The sequence below is a fragment of the Granulicatella sp. zg-ZJ genome (assembly GCF_010892355.1).
Lineage (GTDB): Bacteria > Bacillota > Bacilli > Lactobacillales > Aerococcaceae > WM01.
In genome coordinates this window covers 73,022-90,821 of record NZ_WNJY01000005.1, presented here as the reverse complement: position 1 = coordinate 90,821, position 17,800 = coordinate 73,022, and the positions used below count along the sequence as shown (strand labels likewise).

The following is a 17,800-nucleotide window of genomic DNA, read 5'->3' as shown; positions in this document are numbered from 1 at the left end:
TGTTAGCTTCCCCAATTTCTTTCACAGTATAGATATTCGGTGTTGGTTGTTCTGGAGTATCTACGACTAATAAATCTGTAAACTCATATTTCCATTGATTAGATTCGTTTAAGGTAACAGGAGCACCCATTACTTCTCCATTTTTATATAACTGTACTTGTACACTATTTTCGCTGACGTTTCCACGCCACACTTTTGTGACACTTACAGTTGTTTTACCTGGTTGTAGTGGTGTTGGTTTGATTGGCTCAACATAGGTATTTATTATCGTATAGCCATTTGCTTGCGTTCCTTCTGTATTAACCGTATATGTGTGGTCTCCTACTGTCACTCGATTGTTAGCTTCACCAATTTCTTTCACTGTGTATACATTTGGTGTTACTTGTTCCGGAGTGTCTACAACGAACAAATCTGTAAACTCATATTTCCATTGATTAGATTCGTTTAAGGTGACAGGAGTACCCATTGCTTCTCCATTTTTATATAACTGTACTTGTACACTATTTTCGCTGACATTTCCACGCCACACTTTTGTAACACTAACTCTTGTTTTCTCTGGTACATACGTATTTGTAATCGTATTACCTAAAATGGTTTTCGTATAGTTTTCTGGAACATTCACTTCATCTACTGTATAGGTGTAAGCTACTCCACTATTATCTGTTGCTGGTAAGTCTCGCCATGTATGGCTTGTTGTACCTGAAGTCAATTCTACGACTTCACCATAAACGACTCCATTTTGATACAACTGTACTGAAATCGTTGGTTTTTCTGTTGGTCCATTCACCCAGACTTTGTTTACAGTGTATTCCGTTTTTCCTGGTACATACGTATTCGTGATGGTATTATCTACAACTGTTTTTTCATACCCTGCAGGAACGTTGACTTCATCTACTGTATAGGTGTAAGCTACTCCACTACTGTCTGTTGCTGGTAAGTCTTGCCATGTATGGTTCGTTGTACCTGAAGTCAATTCTACGGCTTTACCATAAACTGCTCCATTTTGATACAACTGTACTGAAATCGTTGGTTTTTCTGTTGGTCCATTCACCCAGACTTTGTTTACAGTGTATTCCGTTTTTCCTGGTACATACGTATTCGTGATAGTATTATCTACAACTGCTTTTTCATACCCTGCAGGAACGTTAACTTCATCTACTGTATAGGTGTAAGCTACTCCACTATTATCTGTTGCTGGTAAATCACGCCATGTATGGCTTGTTGTACCTGAAGTCAATTCTACGGCTTTACCATAAACTGCTCCATTTTGATACAACTGTACTGAAATCGTTGGTTTTTCTGTTGGTCCATTCACCCAGACTTTGTTTACAGTGTACTCCGTTTTTCCTGGTACATACGTATTGGTTATCGTATAGCCATTTTCTTGATTTCCTTCCACATTAACAGTATATGTATGGTCACCTACTGTTACTCGATTGTTCTCTTCCCCAACTTCTTTCACTGTGTATACATTTTCTAAATTTTCCGATTTATATTTTGGAAGCTTCATAAATGTATATGTCCAATTTCCATTTTCTGTTAATTGAACAGGGTTTCCTTCTGGATTACCATTTTTATACAATTGAACAGTAACACTCGTTTCTTTAACACGACTAGCCCATTGTTTTGTAACTTGAACTTGTATCTGTTTTTCCCATCCTGCATACGCATGCAATACATTTGGAGTGATAATATTGGTAATCGGTGTTGTTCCAGATGCAAATCGTAATGAAAAATCGAATGGATTGGCATCTCTATTTGCTACTATTTCTGCATCTGTTATTGGATTATTATCTTCTGTGCCATCTGCATGATGATTATACCAACCGACTAAAGCATACGTTGGACGTGTCGGTTGAGAAGTGTCATCCAATAATTTTAATTGTGGAATATCTGTCCAAGGATCAGTTGAACTATATATTGTATATAAAAACTCTTTTTCCGTCCCTGAATCAAAAGTTCCGCCATTTGCATGATAAATCATTTTAGCACGTTGTCCTAAAACAACTTGCTTAGTCATTGGGTTTAATACAAAATCCCACATTCCAACACTTGTATGATCTGAAAGTGGTGCAATCGGTTGAGTAGTGTCTTTACTTACATAATGTAATAACTTAGCATCTTCACTAGTCGCTTCATAAGCATTTGTATTTAATTTTTCATTTGCAAATTCATTATTATTCGCCCCTCTAGCAACAACATAACCAACGTGACGATTGGCATTTTCAATATATCCCGTAGCAATACCGGTAGCTATCAATTTAGGTGTTTCACTAATAGAAACATTAATCGGTTTCGTTAATGCACCCGTTAAAATAATCGAAGATTGCCCGTCTAAAACACGAACATCTCCACCTTGAATGGTTGCATTTGGCGTGATAATCACATCTTTTGCAGCGTAAATATTTTCGCCACTTAATTCTCCTTGTTTTAAGTGGTGTGAATTGCCAACAGACCAATCTCCTTTTGTATTGTTTTGTATAATGGCATTATCTACTTTTAAATACCCTGCATTATAGATACCGCCAACCATTTGGTAACCTACATTATTTGATATATTAACACCGCCTGTTAATGTTAAATTACCTTGATTATAAATAGCACCCGCATTATTGGAAGCCGTGCCGCCAGTTATAGAGCCTGATTCCATAAACACGGTATTACCTGGTCCTATAAACATGCCACCACCATATGACAAATTTCCCCATGTATAAGCTGCGTTGTTCATCAATCTCGTATTTTTCAAAGTTAAATCAACACCAGATACTTCATCTCGTTGATTTGAAATCGCAATAGCAGCACCTGATACATCTGCCATAAAATTACGAATAGTTGTATTTTCTATTTTAGCAGTAACGGTACTACCTGTATAAAATGAAATAGCTCCACCATATTTAGCAGTATATTTTCCTGCATTCCAAAATGCTCCACGACCTTCTAAAGTAGAATCGATTAAATTAAATGTTCCACTTCCAACAACTTGGATTAACCCACCTGCTTCTTTAACACGTGTGCCATCTCCTACAGACATAGTTGTATTGGAAATTGTCAAATGTGATCCTTCTGAAGTAATTGCTCCACCTGCAACACCAATTTCCCCTTTTCCCTCTAATAAAGTAAAATTAGAATGATGAACTTCAGCATGAGATACATTTTCAAATTTAATAGCTCCTCCAGTATTAAATGGACCAGCAACTTTAAATGTTGTTCCATAAATAACAACTTCACTATCAGTTGCTTCAATAGCTCCACCTTGATATCCACCTTTTGTTTGCCAATCATCATTGCTATTTTCTTCAAATACCGTAGTAGTTTTATCAGTTGAAGCTGCATCTTTATTAATATAAAGTTTAGATCCACCTTCTAGTTTGATCGCTCCACCTTCTCCATTTGAACCATTTGGTGAAGATCCTGATCTGTTATGACTAAAGCGTCCACCTACAATATTAATCGTACTCGTTCCAGCATAAATCGCTCCACCGTGAGGGGCTAAAATAGGATCACCCGGTTTTTCAACGACAGGGGTATCTTTTTTAGTTGTATTTTCTATAAATTCAACATTTTCTAAATTTAATGTTGCATGCTCCGCAAAAATAGCTCCACCACTATAACGTTGTTTATTTACAGTATCTATTATGTTCTTTTCAAATAATTGAGTCGTTCCTTTTTTTACAATGGTATTTTTTAGCGTTAATGTTGCACCATTAGTAACAAGAAATAAACGAGATTGATTATTCCCATTAAGACGAATATTTTCAAAAGTAACTTGTCCACCAGAAGCGATAAACATATTCTCTATCAAACCGTTTGTTGTTAATTCAACACCATCAGATGCTGTTATTTCAACTGTTTTTTGGGATAAATCAATAGAACGAGATATTTCGAAAGAAGAATTAATTAGAATATTATCGCTATTTGATTCCAATGCTTGAATAAGTTCATCTTGAGTATTAACAGTAACTGTTGTAGCATAAATCGTTTTCAAATTCATACAAAACAAGCAAGTGAAAAAAATCACAAATACTGAATGCCATTTTAAACTTTTTGTACTCATATTGTGCATACTCCTTTTATACTTTATTTTTTGATAAAAATTTGAATATATTATTACACATATTATACGACCAATCATCCGTAATTTGTCAAGGATTTATTCGGAAAAACTTTACAATTTATTGTCTAATTCATCATTTTGACATTTTTTTGAAATGTATCAACAATAGAAGTTATTCAGGGAATATGTTAATGTAGTAGAACGAATATTTTATTCTGTATTTTTTGTTTGTTTTAAAAATATCAGGTCTTAATAATATAAGTCTTAAAATTTATGAAAAAAGCAGCAAATACTGTATATTGTTAAAAGATTATAGAAATTTTATCTTATTGTGATTGTAGTGAGTATTCAAAAAAAGAAGTTCTATAATAAATATATGAATAAAGACTTGAAACTATAACTCAAGTATTTGATTTTAACTATTCAATTTTTCTATTTTGCTATTCCAAACTGGAATAGCAAGTAACACAATTACTAATATATAAACTATCTTATCTGCTATAGTATTATTAAGTAATTGCATATGATCTGTTGCCTTAATATTCGAATTAAACATATTAATAACTGCTGTAGAAAAACTAATCGCTAATGGTATAACTACAGATAAACCAATAACAGAAATAACATAATTTAACATCTTACTTACGTGATAACCAAAATCCTGATCTGGCTCGTTTAAGAGAATTCCCATAAAGAAATGATCTCCAAGACCGATAATTCTCGTCCAGCAACCTTCTGGCTGATTGCCCTCCTTACACAGATACACAAGGATATCGTCAATATAATTTTCATGTCTACAACTATCTAGGAAAGACATTTCTCTTGTTTTTTCAACTTCTTCATCAGCATCATAATAATGAAGCATCTCGATTTTATCCTCATAACGATTCGCTAAGCTTCTATCCTCATCTGCAAAGAAAAGGAAATCATCTTCAGCGACGGCTCCTACTCTAATAAAGGATCTTGTTTCTTTAGATGTTTCCCAAAAGCTTGCATTTCCGTCCTTTATTTGTGCTGCTGCAATTACTTCTAATGTCAATCCATCTTCACTATCATAGTAGCCGTAGGTAAGTACACCATTTGCTTTCTTTGCACCAGGGAAATCAACAAGAGCAGCCTTCGTTGTCTTTGTTATTGGTAATACACAAAAGTGTTGATAAAACGGTCTAAAACCTGTTTCTTTATAATTCATCTATTAGTCCTCCTTACTTGATATGTATACGCATATTAAATAGTCATTGTAAGAAGTCTCCTACTAAACGATCTTACTTTAAACCTAACCTCATTATCTCTTCGCAAACCTGGAGGAACTTTTCATATAATTCTCCATAATCTACATAAGTTTTATGTACTGCATAGAACACCGCAGTGTTCACCTTCTTATTACCAATCAAACTATATCGTAATGGTTTGATCTGAATTTTCTTTAAATGAGCATATCTTTCTTCCTCAATACACATGATGATATTTCCATTCTCAAAAAGGCAGTATATCGATACCACCCACCAATTCATATAAGGTGTCACACTTGAAGTACCTTGGCCATACTGTCCTTTAAAATCTGCCCATCACAAATCGGTCTTTCCTTAAAAACATAAGGAATCTTTAAACCTTGTGCTTTTTTTGATTCAGCATTTCTATCTGCCTACTCAACAAAATGTGTATATGTATTTTCAAAGGTCGTAGGAGAAACCATCTGACTCACTTCACTTGTATGGTTAGCCTGTCCAGATTTCTGAATTTCAAATGATACAAGGCGTTTCACTTCACCAATACACTCATCGATTGTTTCCAGATAATAGAACCACGTGCCATCTTTAGCTTCATCGCAGTGATAAGAGGTCTTTTGTGCCCAGTCAGAAGTAACATTGAATATCTTATACACTTCTTTCTCGACACTAATTCCGTATACCAACAATTCTAGAATGCCTACTGAAACGATATTCTTTTCTGCTGATACAGTTACCGGAATTAACTTAAGTGTATTTTTAATCCCATCAAACAGGTCATTAAGGCGAAGTGCTATCGTATCTACAACTGCAGCACCTTCTTCAAATGAGCCATTAGTCCATACGCCTCGTATACTATCTTCCTTTTCACCTCTACATCTGTAATATACAGGTCCAGAATAAAGATAGTCTTCACCTAAAACAAGATAGTTTCCGTCATCAGTTCTTTCAAAAAGATGTGAGTGTTTTTCAAAATCGATACCTTCATTAGTTCTGTTATAGCAATAATCTGCCGGCAAAAAGCTGTTCCTGTTCATAGGATATGTAGCTGTCACAAGACTGTACAATTGATCCGGCGTCATCTTTGATGTAGTTCCATTTGAGCTGACATAGTCATTGATGACTTCTATTACTTTTTCCTCGATTGTCATGACTCAATCACCTCCAGCTTATCTCTTAATTCTTCCAGCGTTTCTGGCATACGTGTCAGATCAACAAAATGCAGTCTGACTGTTGTTCCATCGCCAGATTCAAATTCTATATCAGAATAATCACGCATCTCATCATTTAATGGGTAGAGAAGCCAGATTTCTGATGTTTCATATTTCTTAGAGTAAGCATACATTTGATACATATCACTTTGAGAAATACCATAATTGGCGTGTTCACTATTGATGAGGCTTTTCCATTTGGTATCCATTATGACGATTCTATCACCACGCTTACAAACGATATCTGGTCTCAGCGCAAACTGGCGTCTTGGATCCATGAACAAATAATATCCTTTGTCCTGACTTGACACTTCCCAGCCTGCCGGTCCTAGCACCTTCTTTATTTGCTGCACTACATAACTTTCGTATACACTCTCCATTGGAAATAACAATGCCCTTGATGTATTCTTACCAGAGAATGTTGTAAATGATTTATTCATAAGAAATACCTTAGACCACTGCATAAGCATTTCATAGTCTTTCGTATTTCTATCAATTTTCACCTGTGAAAAATCCTTCGTATAATTCGTTGAAGGTTCCACCATTTCAAATGTTGTCAACAACTGTTTAATCTCTTTTGAGTTTTCAGTACTCGTTGTCAACTTCTGTAATTTAAGTAATGTCGCTTTGACAAGTTTATTCTCTGATCTATTTGGATGGAATTCATCATAGGCAACATAGAATCTTTCCCTATGCGCCATGTTTGTTTTTATGTGCTGGCTTGTAAGAAGTTTCCCTTTATAGAATTTGAGATTATCTTCTTGTCCAACATATGCAGATTTAATGCCACGCTTAACCAGCTGTCGTACTTCTTGCAGATACATATTTATAAAAATCTCATAGAGATTCATGCGATCCACTTTTAAACTAGAATCATTAAATACCTTACTAGGAAAATCCTTCATGCTTTTTAGCATCTTCAGGAATATTCTTTTTGTTTCCTTATTACCAGTGTCTTCTCCAGAATCAAAGCTAATCTTAGGAAGTATCTGTATCTGATAACCGCTATTCATCTGGATCAAACCTACATAATTCTTGATAGTTACGATATCACCAACATTACGTTTATAAGAAATGTGCATAAAATCCAATGCATCAGCATTTTTTTCATCTCCTGAGAATTCATGGATAAATTCCACAAGGTTATGGAAAGTCGCTGTATCAAGATATTTATATTTTTCATCATTTTCGAAATCAACATTTCCGGTAATAGTATCAAACTCTCTCACCTCTAGCAATTTATCCATTTATCTCACCACGCTTTATATAATCTGTTTGTAACTTTCAAGGTTATCAAATGCCTCACTGTTGATGGTGTATTTCTTGTCAGGAAGATCAACAACATCATCTGCATTGCCCTTGAATATACTTTTGACTTTAACCTCTTCGTCAAGAATGAACTTCGTTGAAGGATCTGTCTTTCCATTATCACCAAGGACCAACTGGATCTTCTGATAATCTTCATAGAAGTATTCCTGAAGAAGCGGAATAACAGAATTTTCGAAGATTGCCCTTAGGGTTTCTATTGTTGGATCTTTTGCAAGTTTTGTAAAGAACGCATGACCAATTGTATGTTCTCTATCATAGAGGAAAGTAATACGTTCATTAATCTTTTCAAGCATTTCTACAACATCAAGATCATCTACCTTGTCAGCACTAATATCTCTGAGTACATTCGCATCTGGCATCATCTCAACAAACTGAAATCTTCTACGAAGGGCAGTATCCATTAAAGCAATCGAACGATCTGCAGTATTCATTGTTCCAAGAATATATACATTAGACGGAACACTAAACAGATCTCCTGAATAAGACAGAACTGCCGCAGCCTGCTCATCCATTCCTTCTCTCTTAGTGTCTTCGATCAACGTAATCAATTCACCAAAAATCTTTGAGATATTTCCTCTATTGATCTCGTCGATAATAAACACATAATTCTTATTTGATGACACCTTATTATTTTGAACTAAATCACCAGATTCAAGCACAACTTTCGACACTTTAGCATTACGATCAATTTCATTACTCTCTGGCATAGTTACACCTTTACAAAATGCTTTAAAAACTCCATCTTGAATCGTATATCCTATGTCATCTCCAAAATTCAATACTGGTTTGATGCCTTCGATAAATTCCTCATATCCATAAGACTGATGGAAAGTAGTAAACGCCACTCTACCTGTATCCAGCAGTTCACGATAACGAATCATCACTTCGTCATAATCCATAGCTTTTACACTATCCAGATCAAGCTGATCACAAATAGCCACAGCGTAAATTGCAGTGCTGTATGTTTTACCTGTTCCTGGAGGGCCATACAGGATCATATTTTTATCGTATGCAATTACTGATTCTTCCTCCGTTGTAAGATCAATATGAGATAAATCCATTCCCTTTAATGCCTCCCCCAATTCGTTTCTAAGTTTCCAAGAGTATCTACGTTTACCCTTTTCTACTACATATCTCCCAACAAACGGAACTGTGTAATAGCGCTGACGACCTCCATCAACACAAAGTGGACAATTCGTCTTTCTATGTACTCTCTCACCAAAGATACGTCCCCAGTTATTATATGAACCAGCTGAACCTCCATAGATTTCAGCAAGATTAGCACATGTAGATTTCCCACCCAGTTCAAGTATCATCTTGAACATTTTTAGGCTATCTTTATTTGTAACATCCGGATTATTAAGCAATTCGGTCCACTTCTCTTTTGTGATTCCCGGATCATATTCTTCTAAACTTGGCCAGTATGTAACGTCGTCAGCTTTCTTGCCAATTAGTTCTAACCACATCTTTTTCAATTCTGGTAAAACACTCGATTTAATCTCGATACCAGATCCCATTGGACTCCACTGCTGGTCAGGAAGTGTAGTTTTAAGGTCATCCTGCATCAACATTGATTCTGTATCATAATCTTGAATCCAGTCATATTCTGTATCTATGTGATTAGATTTAACTCCTGCTTCAGCTTTTTCAGGATCGTAGTGATCTGCTTCATAAGCGCCTTTCACTACATATCCATGAGCAAGAATTCCTCTAGGTTTAGAACCTGTCTTAATCAAGAAAATCTCATCACCAACAGTAGGTTGCTTACTTGCACAAGTCCAAGACTCAACAAATTTGTTTCCAAGCTTTGTATCTTTACACCATGTTTTGTAGTTTGTCCAATTCCAGCTTGCAGGATTCCATGTTAACAGCCATGCACGGCCAGTTGATTGTGTAGAGAATTTTCCAATGACATGCTCGTAATATGGAATGATCTTCTTTACTGCGGCCATTACATCAGTGTCATATTGTTCGTTTGTTTTACCCTCTGCTGACTCAACATAAACACAAAGTTGAACCTTTCGAATTTCACCTAAATCAATCTTTGCTTTGATCTGATCTACCGAGTCTGTAATGATTGCTGGATTTCCCCACTCGTCACTTCCAGACACATAAACCATTCCATCTTCTTTCGGAATATCTAAATGAGAATGGTATAATGCCATCGTTTTCTTATCAGTGCCATCATTCTTTATTTCCAAACTAATGCGGTATCTTGTCATACCATTGTCTTTCTCAACAAACAAAGAAATACTAGTAGGATTAGCTGCGTAATCCTTATATTTTATCTGCGCCCAGAGATATTTTCTAGTCTTCGTGTTTGAGCCATCCAGCCAAGAAATAGGCAAACATTTATCCAAGCCGAACAATTGCTCGCAACTCGCTGCCATCTTTTTCATTTCAGCAACCGCTGCCTGTCCTTTTTCTTTAACCTTAAGTAGTCTATCCTTTTCTACTGGATCAACGCCGACTGCCTCTGGATTTGAATATGGAACTTCCTGGTTATTCCCCAAGTAATCCAATACTCCTTTGTAATCGATATCAATTGCTACCATTTTCTTTATCACCTCTTGGTACTGCTTCTCAACAAAGAAAAATAATTCTTCCATTGTCATTTGGAGACCGTTTATATCAAACTTATCTGACATACTTAATACCGTAGGATACATTTTATCAGGAAACTCATCCATCATTGAAAGTCGTCTTGAAGTAGAATCAACCGTTGAATCCGCTCTCAAATAATTCTGTATATGCTTTTCATTATCGGAATTAACCCACCATAGCACTCTAACAGAATCAACTTTATTTATTATCAATGATTGAGCTTTCTTTACTATATCCGACTTCTTAAAGAATATATCTTCACGTGTCGCACTCGATTTCATCGTATACTGTTCCGCTGCTAATAACGCTGCCACAATCCAGACCGCATCATTAACACTGTATTTATTCTCAGTATCATTATTAGTTACCTGAATACACACTAACACTAAATTATATTATAAACCAAATGAGTAATATTTCCAATTCGTTTTGAATATGTCCCCAAGTAGTTGATAAGATCGATAAAAACTAAGGCTTTTCCAGATTCATTTCTTTCGTTTAGCGATAGAACTCAGAAAAGCCTTTGATTTCAATAGGTTTTCTTACTTAGATGTGCTTATTTTTGACAGTAATACGACCGCCTCCACATGTGCCTAGCAAACTTCCCATACTAGAGAACGAAAGTGGCAGCTTGGCTTTGAAATTATATTATTGAATGAAATACAGTTACAAATACATCGAACACCAGTATACACTAAAAGCCTATTCAGAATCTGACTAGGCTTGATTTTTTTTATTAAAATTTAAATTGACTAGCTCTTACAAGTTCAACCTTAGCACCCTCAATCACTTCACTAAGGATAGATTCGACAGATTTAATTTCAGTGATAAGTGGTACAATTTGTCCTGCCATTACTGCACCTTCCACCATATCTCCATCAATCATAGCCTTTTTAAGAGAACTTTCAGCTACTGTACGAAGAAGTTCCGCAGCAACTTCCTTAGTATTATTTGCTTCAATTTCAATCATTTCATCTGAAAGTTTATTTTTAATTTGGCAACAAGGCTCATCTGTGGAATAACCTGTAATAACCGTTGACATATCACCTGCATTAATTAAAGCTTTTTTAACATTTGGATGAACTGAAGCTTCTTCCGCAGCCATAAAGATTGTTCCCATTTCAATACCTTCTGCTCCAAGAGCAATCGCAGCCGCGAAACCACGTCCATCCGCAATACCACCTGATGCAACAACTGGCACACTCAATACATCCGTAGCTTGTGGAACAAGAACAGTGGTGGCTTCAACTATAGTATGACCTCCACCTTCCCATCCTTTAACTATGATCAAATCAGCTCCACCTTTTTCAGCAGCAATTGCATCAGCAATAGTTGAAGCCTTCAAAATTATTTTACATCCCGCATCATGCCAAAGTTTAAAATAATGAAGACAAATTTGTTCATCTACATTAATCAGTGTATCTGCATATATAACTGGTGTTTTTATTTCAGAAATCAACTTAGTTAAACGATCAAGGTTCTCAGGTATAAGAACTGTATTGATACCAAACGGTTTATCTGTCGATTTTCGAGTTTCCTCAACCTGTTCTTTAACAAACTCATCTGGAGCAAAACCTACGCCTAGAACTCCTAGGCCTCCAGCATTAGAAACCGCAGCAACCAATGGTGCTGTTGAAATTCAAGCCATAGGCCCTTGAATAATAGGCTTTTCAATATTAAGTACTTCACAAACACGATTAGACATATAAAGTCTCCTTTATTTTTATTTGTGATTAGTGTAACAAAATAAAAAAAGTGATTAAAGACAAAACCGCTTTATTTGTCGACCAAAATCCGCTCAAAACCATTACTCATAGATGTAGCTATCATCTCAACCACCTCTTCTGCTGTATGACTCTCATAATTTTCAATCCACCAACTGACTGTAGATAATACACTAGAAGCATAGAGTTTGCAAAAAAGTGACATTTTTTCTTTATTAACTTTAGGATATTTTTGAGAAAAAGTGAGCGCAATCTCTTCTTCAATTTGTGCTTGCATCATACGATAAGGAGAATATCCCTCTAATTTTAACTGAAAAATAACTTTAATTAATTTAGATTGCTTAGCCATTTCATCAAAATAAGTTACTGTCTTATCAATATCAAAATATTTTGGGCTCACTGTTTAATGTAAGATAGTTATATACTGAAAAATAAACTCATCACAGATAGATTGAATAGGTTACACTAAACTAGACAAAAATTATAAAGTGTTCTACACTGAACTAAAGAAAAGAGGAATCCCTTATGTCTAGAAAACCATACCTTAAACTGAATAAAGAAAATGCCAAGAACAATCGGAACCACTACTATCTATTCAGCGTTGAGCCTATCGAGAACAACAAACTCATCAGAAAATATGTCTACCTAAAGACTGTTTGCTCTACAAACTAAAAAAACGATTCTTTTGGTATCAATATTGAAAAATATGAGTTTTTTAATGATTTGTTAAGATACCTTATTTTTCATTTTATTTAGTCTATAAGCATACTTTTTCAGCGAGTTCCTAAAATGCTTCTCTCCCAAACTTCTTATTACTTTTCATCTACCACTCCTAACAAATGTAAATATTTAACTTTCAGATAATGTGTTTTCATTTTGAACACTGCTTTTCTAATCATTTTCTATATTATAATGTCTTAGAAGACGAGATATTATCATTGTTTAATTGTGATTCTTATGAAAATATTTTAAAACCGCATGTAGCTAAAAATAGTTACATGCGGTTACTTCATACGTAAAGTATTTTCTAACTATCCACTATAGTTGAAAATAACCTACTTTACACTTTCTTGGCCGGAGTGGATAATTTTGAACCATTTTCATTATAGATTCTTTTTTCATTGACTACAATTTTTTCAATGATTGCAGTTTCAAGATCTACATTGAGAATTTCAGAAATACCAAGTAAAAAAATAGCTACATCTGCTAATTCCTCTGCAATATTTGAAACATCATCCTTCAAATATGCCTGAAATAATTCATTAACCTCTCCATATAAACATAGTAACTCAAATTTAATATCTGTAGTATTAAAGCCTTTCATTTTTTTATTTTCTAAAATCTTCTTTTGGCAATCTTTTAATGACGTAATCATATTATACAATCCTTTCAACTTTTATAAATTTATCATACAATATTTTGTCCTCTTTGGAAACTTTATGTGCTACCTCTATAAAACCTACGTTTCGTTGTGATAGATATCCCCTTATATCCCTAGTTGTTTGTTCGTCAATCATTGAATTAACCTCATCCACTAACAAAAATTTAGAAGACAATAGCACCCCTCGAGCAAGTGCTACTCTTTGCTTTTCTTCCCTAGATATATTGAATATATTAACATATTTAAAAATTGTATCAAAAACAGTTCTCACACTTCTCTAGACCAAACCTTTCTAGAGTTTCATTTATAAAAACAGGGGGGTACATTTATTCCCATAAGCCCCTTGTCTATGGAAACAAACCCGTACCCACTAGGGTTTATGGGAATAAATAATTCTACCATCAAGCTTTCAATCCCACCACTTCAACTTCAACTCTCACTCTGATACTTACCCACCATACGACAAAACACCTTGATGTCAAGGCGTTTTACTATCCCTTTCGTTCAAAGGATTCTAAGATTTTACGAGCAGAGCTACGCACTCCACATGAACTGATCGTACAGGTATGTTCGAACACTAACTTGTAGGTTCAAAAGAATATACCACTCCATTTTATTATATCATAAAATCAACACATCTTAACCCAATAAAAAAGCACCTCAATACGGAGATGCCTCACTTTTTATACCGCTTCAATTTCATTATTTCACCTGATTTTAACGTAATTTCCACATCATCATTACCAACCACTACTTTATCAATTAACTTCCTTACAATCGCTTCATCATATTCCGTCACTAGCGTTGACTGTTGCTCTAGATGTTTTTTTATTTCATGCAACCTACTTTGTTTTTTCTTTTCTATATTATCCCAATGTTCTAATTTAGTGCGTTGCAGTTTTAGTTGATCCAATTGCTCTAAAATATGCGCATAGTCTTTTCTTTCTTGCACACGTATTTCCAATTCATTTTGTAAATGTTCAATTTGTAACTGGATATCACTCAACGATAATCCATCCTTGTTTAAGACCCTTTCAATTTTTTGATTTAGCACTTCTAAAACTTCGTGACGATTCCCCATCAACTTATTTATTCCACGGATAATCATATTTTGGAGCTCTGTCTCATTAATTGATTCTATACAACAACAGGATACACCTTTATCAATTCTCGTTTTACAACGCCAATTTACTGACCTTTTTCCTTTAGAAGACCATTGAATTCTTCTGAATGCACTCTCACATTCTTTACAAATAACCACATTGGATAAAGCATACTTACTACTATACGTTGATTTTCTTTTGTTTTTTCCTTGATATTGTTCTGCTCTTTGTTGCAATTCCACTTGAACTTTATGAAATACTTCTTTTGAAATAATACCCTCATGGCTATTCTCTACATAATACTGTGGTACTATGCCGTTATTCACCACTCTCTTTTTACTCAATACATCCACTGTATAAGTTTTCTGAAGTAAGGCATCTCCCATATACTTTTCATTAGTCAGTATTTTTCGAATACTCCCTGCACGCCATAAACTACGATTAGCTGCAGTCATTATATTATCCGCCATCAAACTATTCGCAATCTTCTGTAAACTTTTTCCCTCTAAATACTCTTTGAAAATCCGTTTAATGATAACCGCTTCGCTTGGTTCTATCACAAGTTGCCCATTATCATCTTTTGTATAGCCTAAAAAACGATTGTGGTTAACCCGCACTTCCCCTTTTTGGTATCTGTACTGAATACCCATCTTGACGTTTTTACTAATGGATTCTGATTCTTGCTGTGCAAGAGAGGCCATAATAGTGAGTAGAACTTCTCCCTTAGAGTCCATCGTGTTAATATTTTCTTTTTCAAAATAAACTGGAATTTTATACTCTTTTAATTGCCGAATATAATGCAAGCAATCTAATGTATTTCTAGCAAAACGACTAATCGATTTTGTAATAATCAAATCAATTTCGCCATCTTTACAAGATTGGATCATCCGATTAAACTCAGTTCGTTTCTTGGTATTCGTTCCGCTAATGCCATCATCTGCAAAAATACCTGCCAATTCCCATTCTGATTTAGATTGAATGTAATTTGTGTAATATTCAACCTGCGCTTCATAACTGGATGCTTGTTCTTCACTATCTGTACTTACTCGACAATATGCTGCTACTTTTTTCTTAGGCTGTTCTTTTAATTGTTCACCATACCCCACGGTAGATTGTGCGGGTATTACTTTTACAATTTTTCTTTCTGTCATGTCTATTACTCCTGTACACTAATCAGACTATATAAATATTCAGCATGCTTAAAGGGATTCTCATACTGTCTTTCATTCTCTTTACTATAAAAACTTGTATGAATTACACGCTTTTTTTGCTTAGGTTGAAATTTGTCTCTGCCTAACCGTTTGGCATTATCTTTTCTTTTTTGTTGTGCGTGTTCAAAAGTATCTGTGTCAATTATTGATGGATAATTCATATGCCCTATGTATTTTTTATTTGATAATATTCGACTGATTGTTCCGTGATACCCTAATACTCCAGCCATTCTTGCTGCTTTTTCAAGGGCATTACCTTCTATATAATAGTGATACAACAAGCGCACTTGATTTGCCGTATCTTCATCTACAATAATTGTTCCTTCCGACACTTTATATCCTAACGGTAAATGTTTCATATTATATCAACCTTTCTTCCAATGTTAATCCACACTTTAATACAAACTGAACACATTGCCTTGAAATGATATGTATCTGTTCAATCACTTCAGTTACTAAACTTTCATCATATTCAGTCCAGTACTGAGAACGATTTAGCCTGTGTAACAAAATATCTAGATGTTGTTGAATGCTAACTTTTTGACTATCCATCATTTTTAAATAATTGATTTCTTTAAAGATACGGTCGCTTTCTTTCATCAAATTCAATTCTAAATTCTGATAAGAAATATAATTCAGATATTCACGTTGAAATAAAGATTGTGCTTCTTTCAATTTCATTTGTACATCTTCCAACTCTGATTGTAAGACTTTCAATTTCATTCCATTACTACTGTCATCGTCGTATTGCATGTGTTTTTGTAACGGTTTTAAAATAAACTCTTTACTAAATAACAACTTATTCATCATCGTGATAAACGCTATTTGAATCGCTTCCTCTTCAACATATTTCATACTACAACTTGCTTTGTCTGCTATATGCTTGCTACAACACCACGCAAAGCATTTACCTTGGGTTGTCGTATGCGTTCTCCGTTTAAACGTTGAACCACACTCGGTGCATTTCACTTTTCCTGATAATGCATATCGTTTTTGGTATTTATGTCTATCTGCAACCACACCTTTTTCAAGACCTCGTTGCTTCAATATCTCGTTAGCTTTTTGAAATACCTCTCTATCCACAATCGCTTCATGATGATTTTCGATATAATACATATCTTTATCACCATAATTTTTATGCTTAACGAACTGATTATCCGTGTAGTATTTTTGAAACAATACATCGCCCACGTATTTTTCATTTTTTATAATGCCGATAATAGATGTAGGCGACCATTTATTATTCCTTTTAGTGAGTACCCCTTGTTCGTTCAAACGTTTCGCAACACTTGGTGTACTTTCCCCTTCTAGCGTCCAATTAAAAATGTCTTGAACAATTTTTGCTTCTTCTGAAACAACAACCATATTTCCACCTTCATTTCTATAGCCATATGGTGGATATGAAATCACATAAGTTCCATCTTGAAACCTTTTTTGAATTGCCCATTTTTCATTGTCGGATATAGTCTTAGATTCATTGGCTGCTAACTCTGCCAAAATCGATAGCATCACTTCATCATCCATGCTATCTGTTTGAATATTTTCTTTTTCAAATCGTACCGCAACATCATACACTAGCAATCGTCTAACCAAAGCTAAACAATCTATCGTATTTCGTGCAAATCGACTGATGGACTTTGTCATAATCAAATCCACCAGTCCTTTTTCGCAATCTTCAACAAGGCAGTTAAGACCCGTCCTATGTTTTAAACTAGTACCACTGATACCTTCATCAAAATAAATGCCTACTAATTCCCAATCTAATTGTGCCTTTACATATTGTTCATAATGTTGCTTTTGTGCTTCTAAACTATACTGTTGTTCTTTAGAATTAGAAGATACTCTAGCATATACTGCGACACGCTTCTTTCGATTCACAGCATCTGTTTTAGAAAAGATAACATTCACTTGTTTCATTTACTCACCTCCATTTTGTTATGGACATATTCCCGTA

12 protein-coding genes are annotated in these 17,800 nt (G+C 34.8%); 1 reads left to right on the top strand and 11 read right to left on the bottom strand.

What is annotated here, in order from left to right; all coding sequences use genetic code 11:
- From GMA11_RS02840 to GMA11_RS02810, 7 genes are all read right to left on the bottom strand, one after another.
- Positions 1-4,054 (bottom strand): Cna B-type domain-containing protein (locus tag GMA11_RS02840; RefSeq protein ID WP_163545698.1); only part of this gene is annotated, 4,054 nt, incomplete at its 3' end.
- A gap of 415 nt (positions 4,055-4,469) precedes the next feature.
- On the bottom strand, positions 4,470-5,246 hold the full coding sequence (locus GMA11_RS02835; RefSeq protein WP_163545697.1) for a hypothetical protein: 777 nt from the start codon (positions 5,244-5,246) through the stop codon (positions 4,470-4,472).
- Between the two features lie 453 nt (positions 5,247-5,699).
- Positions 5,700-6,434 carry a hypothetical protein gene (locus GMA11_RS09185; RefSeq protein ID WP_205422869.1) on the bottom strand — a complete coding sequence of 245 codons (735 nt, stop codon included), beginning with the start codon at positions 6,432-6,434 and terminating at the stop codon, positions 5,700-5,702.
- Entirely contained in the window at positions 6,431-7,741 is a 1,311-nt protein-coding gene (locus tag GMA11_RS02825) for an McrC family protein (protein ID WP_163545696.1), read from the bottom strand. The genes GMA11_RS09185 and GMA11_RS02825 overlap by 4 nt, the downstream gene beginning before the upstream one ends.
- Positions 7,742-7,756: 15 nt before the next feature.
- Positions 7,757-10,741 carry an McrB family protein gene (locus tag GMA11_RS02820; protein WP_370516568.1) on the bottom strand — a complete coding sequence of 995 codons (2,985 nt, stop codon included), beginning with the start codon at positions 10,739-10,741 and terminating at the stop codon, positions 7,757-7,759.
- Between the two features lie 422 nt (positions 10,742-11,163).
- The gene (locus GMA11_RS02815) at positions 11,164-12,066 is read right to left on the bottom strand and encodes a nitronate monooxygenase (RefSeq protein ID WP_370516570.1); all 903 of its coding nucleotides are present in this window, start codon (positions 12,064-12,066) and stop codon (positions 11,164-11,166) included.
- A gap of 137 nt (positions 12,067-12,203) precedes the next feature.
- Positions 12,204-12,551, bottom strand: coding sequence for a TetR/AcrR family transcriptional regulator C-terminal domain-containing protein (locus GMA11_RS02810; protein WP_163545695.1), 348 nt, complete (start codon positions 12,549-12,551; stop codon positions 12,204-12,206).
- Between the two features lie 125 nt (positions 12,552-12,676).
- Between GMA11_RS02810 and GMA11_RS09285 the strand changes: the two genes are divergently transcribed.
- The gene (locus GMA11_RS09285) at positions 12,677-12,823 is read left to right on the top strand and encodes a DUF5960 family protein (protein WP_240328825.1); all 147 of its coding nucleotides are present in this window, start codon (positions 12,677-12,679) and stop codon (positions 12,821-12,823) included.
- 388 nt (positions 12,824-13,211) lie between these two features.
- On the opposite strand, the gene GMA11_RS02805 is transcribed toward GMA11_RS09285, so the two are convergent.
- The 4 genes from GMA11_RS02805 to GMA11_RS02790 form a co-directional block, all read right to left on the bottom strand.
- On the bottom strand, positions 13,212-13,526 hold the full coding sequence (locus tag GMA11_RS02805) for a MazG-like family protein (protein WP_154632456.1): 315 nt from the start codon (positions 13,524-13,526) through the stop codon (positions 13,212-13,214).
- A 682-nt stretch (positions 13,527-14,208) separates the two neighbouring features.
- Complete coding sequence (locus tag GMA11_RS02800) at positions 14,209-15,786, bottom strand: recombinase family protein (RefSeq protein ID WP_163545694.1); 1,578 nt, start codon at positions 15,784-15,786, stop codon at positions 14,209-14,211.
- A gap of 5 nt (positions 15,787-15,791) precedes the next feature.
- Positions 15,792-16,205 carry a recombinase family protein gene (locus GMA11_RS02795; RefSeq protein WP_163545693.1) on the bottom strand — a complete coding sequence of 138 codons (414 nt, stop codon included), beginning with the start codon at positions 16,203-16,205 and terminating at the stop codon, positions 15,792-15,794.
- Between the two features lies 1 nt (position 16,206).
- On the bottom strand, positions 16,207-17,763 hold the full coding sequence (locus tag GMA11_RS02790) for a recombinase family protein (RefSeq protein WP_163545692.1): 1,557 nt from the start codon (positions 17,761-17,763) through the stop codon (positions 16,207-16,209).
- Positions 17,764-17,800: the final 37 nt, after the last annotated feature.

Excerpts from the sequence above, each read along its gene's own strand:
- GMA11_RS02805 (WP_154632456.1), bottom strand. The coding sequence starts at position 13,526 with ATGATTACGTCATTAAAAGATTGCCAAAAGAAGATTTTAGAAAATAAA.
- GMA11_RS02800 (WP_163545694.1), bottom strand. The coding sequence starts at position 15,786 with ATGACAGAAAGAAAAATTGTAAAAGTAATACCCGCACAATCTACCGTG.
- GMA11_RS02795 (WP_163545693.1), bottom strand. The coding sequence starts at position 16,205 with ATGAAACATTTACCGTTAGGATATAAAGTGTCGGAAGGAACAATTATT.
- GMA11_RS09185 (WP_205422869.1), bottom strand. The coding sequence starts at position 6,434 with ATGACAATCGAGGAAAAAGTAATAGAAGTCATCAATGACTATGTCAGC.
- GMA11_RS09285 (WP_240328825.1), top strand. The coding sequence starts at position 12,677 with ATGTCTAGAAAACCATACCTTAAACTGAATAAAGAAAATGCCAAGAAC.
- GMA11_RS02835 (WP_163545697.1), bottom strand. The coding sequence starts at position 5,246 with ATGAATTATAAAGAAACAGGTTTTAGACCGTTTTATCAACACTTTTGT.
- GMA11_RS02790 (WP_163545692.1), bottom strand. The coding sequence starts at position 17,763 with ATGAAACAAGTGAATGTTATCTTTTCTAAAACAGATGCTGTGAATCGA.
- GMA11_RS02825 (WP_163545696.1), bottom strand. The coding sequence starts at position 7,741 with ATGGATAAATTGCTAGAGGTGAGAGAGTTTGATACTATTACCGGAAAT.